General features: G+C 32.3%; 8 protein-coding genes. 1 reads left to right on the plus strand and 7 read right to left on the minus strand.

Translation table 11 applies throughout. From position 1 onward, the window contains the following. The 7 genes from J2772_RS23945 to J2772_RS23975 form a co-directional block, all read right to left on the minus strand. On the minus strand, positions 1-244 hold a 244-nt coding region (locus J2772_RS23945; RefSeq protein WP_209921542.1), incomplete at its 3' end, for an arylamine N-acetyltransferase. 7 nt (positions 245-251) lie between these two features. Further along, entirely contained in the window at positions 252-713 is a 462-nt protein-coding gene (locus J2772_RS23950; protein WP_209921545.1) for a DoxX family protein, read from the minus strand. Between the two features lie 155 nt (positions 714-868). Beyond that, entirely contained in the window at positions 869-1,531 is a 663-nt protein-coding gene (locus J2772_RS23955; protein WP_245365326.1) for a hypothetical protein, read from the minus strand. Positions 1,532-1,610: 79 nt separating this feature from the next. Beyond that, complete coding sequence (locus tag J2772_RS23960; protein WP_209921548.1) at positions 1,611-2,504, minus strand: helix-turn-helix domain-containing protein; 894 nt, start codon at positions 2,502-2,504, stop codon at positions 1,611-1,613. Between the two features lie 611 nt (positions 2,505-3,115). Beyond that, positions 3,116-3,568, minus strand: coding sequence for a hypothetical protein (locus tag J2772_RS23965; protein ID WP_209921552.1), 453 nt, complete (start codon positions 3,566-3,568; stop codon positions 3,116-3,118). 15 nt (positions 3,569-3,583) lie between these two features. Next, the gene (locus J2772_RS23970; RefSeq protein ID WP_209921556.1) at positions 3,584-4,111 is read right to left on the minus strand and encodes a hypothetical protein; all 528 of its coding nucleotides are present in this window, start codon (positions 4,109-4,111) and stop codon (positions 3,584-3,586) included. A 682-nt stretch (positions 4,112-4,793) separates the two neighbouring features. Continuing rightward, positions 4,794-5,807 carry a terpene synthase family protein gene (locus tag J2772_RS23975; protein WP_209921557.1) on the minus strand — a complete coding sequence of 338 codons (1,014 nt, stop codon included), beginning with the start codon at positions 5,805-5,807 and terminating at the stop codon, positions 4,794-4,796. 535 nt (positions 5,808-6,342) lie between these two features. Between J2772_RS23975 and J2772_RS23980 the strand changes: the two genes are divergently transcribed. Continuing rightward, a partial coding sequence (locus tag J2772_RS23980) for a TetR/AcrR family transcriptional regulator (RefSeq protein ID WP_209921562.1) occupies positions 6,343-6,536 on the plus strand: 194 nt, incomplete at its 3' end.

The following is a 6,536-nucleotide window of genomic DNA, read 5'->3' on the forward strand; positions in this document are numbered from 1 at the left end:
TTTCCAATACATAATTAAGAAGCAGATTTTGCTCATAACAGTACCCTCCACGCTGTTGATGAACTAATTTTTCAAAAATATGTTCTATTTGCAGAGATGGTGATGTGCCGGTAAATGCATCCACATTTTCAAACGGAATAAAGCGAGTTTGCAATTTTACCAATTGCGACAATGTTTCATAATCTGGTCGGGCAACATTTTGAAATTGAATCTTTTCAAAATATGATTGTATGTGCAAGTCCATAAATACTTTATTTTGATATTAAGGATCTTTTACGAAAAATATATGTATCCAATGAATATTTTCCACTGCCTTCCACTATTAACGCGATTGCAATTCCTATTGCTAATAAATCAAACTGGCAGCCTTCCCCTTTTTGGTTTCCAAACCAGTTCATAAAAAAACCATTTTCCAAATGTGTGGAAAACATGATCCCAAGTAATAAACCTATGTAAGCAATTGCCCAGAATCTTGTAACCAGTCCAAGCAAAAGACAAACAGCTCCACAAAACTCTATTATAATTACCGCAAATGCTATAATTGTTGGAAGATGTAGCTGCTCAGTAAAGATTTTTATCGTACCTGTAAATCCTGCACCTCCATACATTCCTATGGTTTTCTGCAAGCCGTGCGGCAGAAAAATAAGGCCCAATGTAACTCGTAAAATTAATCCGGTGAACGTGCTGTATGTTTTAAAAATTATATGTTTCATTATTTTGAATATTTATTTGTATGCCAATTGAATTTATGTTCTTATGGAGTACTTCTGAAAGAAATGATAATCCAAGCCCCACTATGCTTTAACTGATCACTAAAATTTGTAGGAAGTAATACTTGAAGTAAATGCAGTTTTTATTTCTAATATTTTTAATTGAAGATGTTTGAAGCTATAAAAACCCCGTAATTCTCTTTAGTTGCTTTATCCGGGCCGTATGCATCCCAATTTGCTCCTAAACCAAAACGGAAGTCTTTATAACTCAGCCCTGCCCGCAGCATGAGATAGCTTCTTGCATGATCTCCATTTTTCACCGCTGCACAATACAACCCTTGCACTCGAGTATATATGTTCCATTGCTGATTTATCTGCGGCTTATATTCAAACAGCGCAAATCCTTCCCAATTGCTATGTTTAGACAAATCAATCCTCGGCATCAGGGAAAACAATATTGTTCTGGATGAATAAGTGTATAATACTGCTGTGTTAGGGCGCAAACCGGAATTGGGTGTATAATGTGTTCCTACTAAAATCTTAAACCCTTTAGCGAACTGATAAGTGAGATGAATTTGATTCATCATATCTTTTGAATAGGTCTCTCTCCATTTCGAAGAAAAATTGGTAACACTGAAAATACCGAATTTATGAAAGTTCCGAAATGATTTATTAACTGTCATTTGTGCGGCATATCCACTTGTACCCGGTAAAATTTCTACCACAATTGGGGGATTTTTTACTTCTTGAACACCATTTTCCTGAGCGAAAATTTTGGAAGAAAACAGAAGTAGTGCATTAATCAAAAATATCCTGTTCATTATTTTTTGTTCTTAACTGTTATTATGATACAAATTTCTTCCAATTCGAATCATAATTGTAGAACAAAAAAATCAAAGACTAGGACAAATCAATCATTTTCCGATATTCACTAGGTTGAAGACCGGAATGCTTTTTGAAAAACCGTGAAAAATAAGAAACATCTTCAAATCCCAAGACAAAAGCTGCCTCAGAAATCGTATGATTGGATAATGATAAAAGCGCCTTAGCTTCCATCGTAAGTGCTTCGTTTATAATAGCTGACGACGTTTTCCCAGTTACTGATTTTGCACATTTATTAAGATGATTAGTTGTAATATTGAGCATCTCTGCATATACCTGTAGTTTGTGTGTCTTTTGTATATTATTGGCAATTAATCTCCTAAATCGTTGGATTAATGCTTCCTTAGGAGAAAATACAGGCAAAGGAAGTGTTTGGATAAAATTGGCAATTTCATTCAGAAGAGTATTTAAATAGGATTTCAATAAACTATTGCCAGTATCTTTTTCATACAGCAAAAGAAGTTGCTGTAAAACATATTGAATTCTATTGGTTGTTTCCTTATCAAAACTGAAAACAGGATTATAAATGAGTTCAATATAATTAGATATTTCTTTTAATTTTTTTTGGGATGAAAGATCATTAATGAAATGATTTGAAAAATGTCCGTAATAGCCTTCAATATTCCCTGCTTTTTTTAAGATAGTCCGTATTTTATAAGCAGGCAAAAGCATTAACATTCCAGATTTTAATACAAATACATCTGAGCAAACCATTTTTGACAACTCACCTTTTGTTATGAAAACAAAATCGTTCACCGTTTTACGATGAGGAACGGAAGGCAAAACTGCAGTTTCATTTAAAGAAGTAAGAGGTTCAATCAAAAAATCGCTGAAAATACTTTTGGTATCTAGTCGAACGACATTGATTATTTTTTTGAAATTATCCGGTTTAAACTCTGGAATTCTAGCCAATTTGGTACTATTTATATTTGTTATACTAAAATAAAAATTTATTACACTTTATGCAATTATGGTATATATTAATTATCACAAAGATGAACTATATTGAAACCATACTTGTTCATTGAAAGTTCAAATTCATAGTGCTTTATCGTCCATGGAATTGTTGATTTTTTATGAAACAAAATTCATACACTCTTTTATAACACATTTTTTGAGATTAATTAGGTATTATTTTTGAGATTATCTTATTATTAAATTCTCGTAGAGTTTTGAAAAAATTGTTTTAAGGCATTATTATCGCATTTTAATTTTCTACTTATACGTCTACTAGTTATTTTTCAACTTCAGCAGTAAACACTTCATTGCTATATTGTATTATCTTTCATCTTCTGATGGATGAGCTAATATTAATTGATCATAATCCCAGACAAGATGGTCAAGCCAAGCTATTTTTAAAACTTCCTAAGTGTTATAAGACCTTTTCTTACCGATAGTAAATCTGTTTTCTCCTTGTTAATCATACTCTTATAAAGTTAAGTAAATAAAAAATGCGAAGTCCTTTCCAACTCCGCATTTTTATAACTTACACACTTGATGAGACAGTGTCTCCTCATCAAAAATCACTTTATTTCTTGTTTTATTTTTTTATGAATATCCTCTTTTGTGATGTATTTTTTGCTACCTGTAATTATTGCTGCGTCATATCCAATTTGTTTACTTTCAGCCTCTGAAAAAACTAGAAGTTGTTGCATTAAATGAGATGGAATGGACCCCACATTCAGGATACGTTTTGTTTCATCAAAATAGGTTCTCTTGTCACTCCTTTTCGAACCTGAATTTCCATTTAGAAAATAGACTTTCTTACCCTTAAATGAAAACACGTTTCGTTGTTTTTCGAAGTAGAAGTCCAGATATCTAGATTCACAAATATTCAATGCGCCAGACAAATCTGTTCCAAATTCATTTAAACAATGTATTATATCTTTTGGCATTCTTTGGATAGAGTTTTCCTGACTGTATAGCTGTGCTGTGAAAAATATGGATACTATCGTAATTAATGTTGTTTTGCGCATTTTAGTTTCGGTTTATTAAGGAGTCTGTTTCCTTTTATAATTATCTTCCAAATATTTGGCTTGTTTTTCGAGTGAAATCTCAGTCATTTTCGAAAACTCTTTTTTACTTTTTATTATATCCATTAAAGTTATGCAGAAACCTACATAACCTTGCTCTCTATTTCCCTTGCCTTTCCTATAGTCTGATTCCCAATGTATAGAGCTGTGCTTCTTATTATTTTGTAGAATTTCAATAATATACGCACTGGACGGAAATTCAATAAAATGTCCAAGTCTAATTTCGCCTTCTATCGCTCCAATATCATTTTCAAAATATGAGCTTTCAATCAATTTGAGTTCGCTTTCTGAGAAATGGAGCGTATCCTGTATCACATTTTCGCCATCAAATTTCAGCCTAAGAACTCTCGAATTATAATCAAAAGTAAACCAGGGATTAAATTTAATATCAATATTATTTGTTGATGAAAACGACTTTTTCTCATGGTTACAAGAGAAGATCAAAATCGTTAACAAAACAACAAAATATTTTAGTGCTTTATCCATAATGGTACCAATTTTCTTACATGTCCCCACCAAAAAGATGAAGGATAATTTCCAAGATTATTTTTTATATAAGAATCCACGGGTAAACCAAAACCTGAAGTATATTGATGAGAAAACCTGGAAGCAGCACGCTCAGTGTACAAATTTATGTTTGGAAGCCCCTTCATAATATGATAGGCATGTATGAATTCATGTTTAAAAATACCATTTTTAGTAATCAAATCAAATCCCTTTACAATGCGAGCTATTCGTATCTTCGAGCTGGTTTTATTAAAGGAACCGCCCGAAAGTTTTACAGAAGTTAAACCACTATTCTTACTGAGGTAAATAAGTTGTCAAAGCTATCATACCTGGATAGTCCCAAAAAGTAAAAACCTTCTATAAGTCGGTTCTCTATTTGAGCGTTTATGTTGTACTGTGTTCTCATTAAAGTTATTCCCAAGCAATTGATTTCTTAATCTTCATAATGCATCGTTTTTGTGTTTACCTAATCAAACCACGTTCTTGGGATAAGTGCATTATAAGTCTCTGGCTGGTCAAAAGATCCTCTCCATTCCTCAACTAAATGTATATTCGAATCCTCCCCCAATAGTTTCTATCATCTCTTTCCTATTTACTACTATAAAATTAGCTTGATGGAACTAACGAGAAAAATGACTCTTAAAATTTTAAAATCACATCACTATTCTCCATTTGTATATTCACCTTCTACATAACCACCGTTAACATAACGGGAAGTATCATGCGTGTGCCAGGCATAAATCCCTGATATCATTATCCCAAGATCCTGAATGTAATCTGACACCATATTATCCCAACCGTCAAAAGGAGGCAAATGATTCTGTAATAATAAAAATTCGTTTAAATAATCATTATGAAGTTCAAGAGCTTTCATGTAAGCCTCCTGAATTGATATTCCGTATTCCTGTTTTAATACTTTTACTAGATTTAAAGTATCACCCTCCCTGTGAAGCTCTTTCGGCAAGGAAATAATATCATTATGGATGGCGATTATTAAACAGCAAAGTGTTCGATAACGTTTAATATAAAGATGATCAAAGATTTCATCAGGAAGCTGACGATAATCTTTTTGCATTGCCACATAATCACAGTATGGCAAAACACCGCTTGTGCCTTCTCTGTTAAGCAGGTAAACTGCAAGCGGAGGGATTGAGTTGGTTCTGTAATATATTTTTTCTTCCGCAAAACCTTTAATAGTATCCCTCACTGAATTTATAAACCTCTTGTATAAATGCTCCGGAAATTCAACCTTAAGAGCATCTTGTCTCAGCACCCAGAATAACCGTAGTATTCCATTTTCTTTTGGCTCATTCGGATCAGCACCTGTTAATAATGCATAAGCACTATTCATTATACTATGCATTTTATCATGCGGACATCTATCAAAATAGTCATCCATCATTGCCCCATTTGCCGTATAATTCGCGAGAGGCAGCAATTCATCAATAGATTGTAAAAAAGGGCAACCACGTGAAGCAATATCACATAAATGATGCTTTTTATGTTTTTCACGGGCTTCTTTACTGTGAATAATATATTCTGTATCAATCCAATTATAATACTCCTGACGTAGCTGCTCGAAATCCGGATGAATAAAATTAGGAAAAGGATATGTAGGTTTAGGCAATTGCAATAAGCCTGCATAAAACTCTTCGTCGGTTAAAGATGTTTTCATAATAATTTTATATGTTTTTGGTTAGATTAAAATAAAAATAATTCCACATTTTTCAAATTATTAATTAAAAAAAATATTCTAAAAAAATAGAACATTTAAAATTCTTTCATCGAAATCCAATTTGAAAACTAATAAAATTAAGAATATGAAAATAAGATCAAAATAAACTACTCCTACAGCTTATCCCATCAAAGAAGCGACAATCCTCTAAATAATGACCGCCCCTCTAATCTGTTCCGGTCGACTACGATTAAATCAATTGAATCAACTTATAAACATTAATAATATATGCATAAATCCTTTAAAATATCTTCCAAATCTTGGAAATAAAACATAAATAGAGTTGTCTATTAGCCAACTTTATCACTTCTAAATTTAAGAATAATACTGAGGTAAAACGCAATAATCAAAGGTTTCGAACCAAGCAGCATTGCCATTATTTACTATTTTCTATCAAATTAACAATCTCTTTTAATGGTAGTTGCAATAAAAAAATAAATATCATTGAGTATTCATAAATTTTTTTAAATTTGTTATGAATGAACATTCAGTTAGGAGAATTATGGGAGGAGAGAAAGTAGATAAAAAAACTCAGATTGTAAAGGCAGCATTACGGTTATTTTCAGAACAGGGTCTGCAACAGACTTCAATGGCACAACTTTCAAAAGAGTCGGGAGTTGCCGTAGGAACAATGTATTTACATTTTAAAAGTAAGGATGAATTGGTTGA

Source organism: Chryseobacterium jejuense (genome assembly GCF_017877355.1).
GTDB lineage: Bacteria > Bacteroidota > Bacteroidia > Flavobacteriales > Weeksellaceae > Chryseobacterium > Chryseobacterium jejuense_A.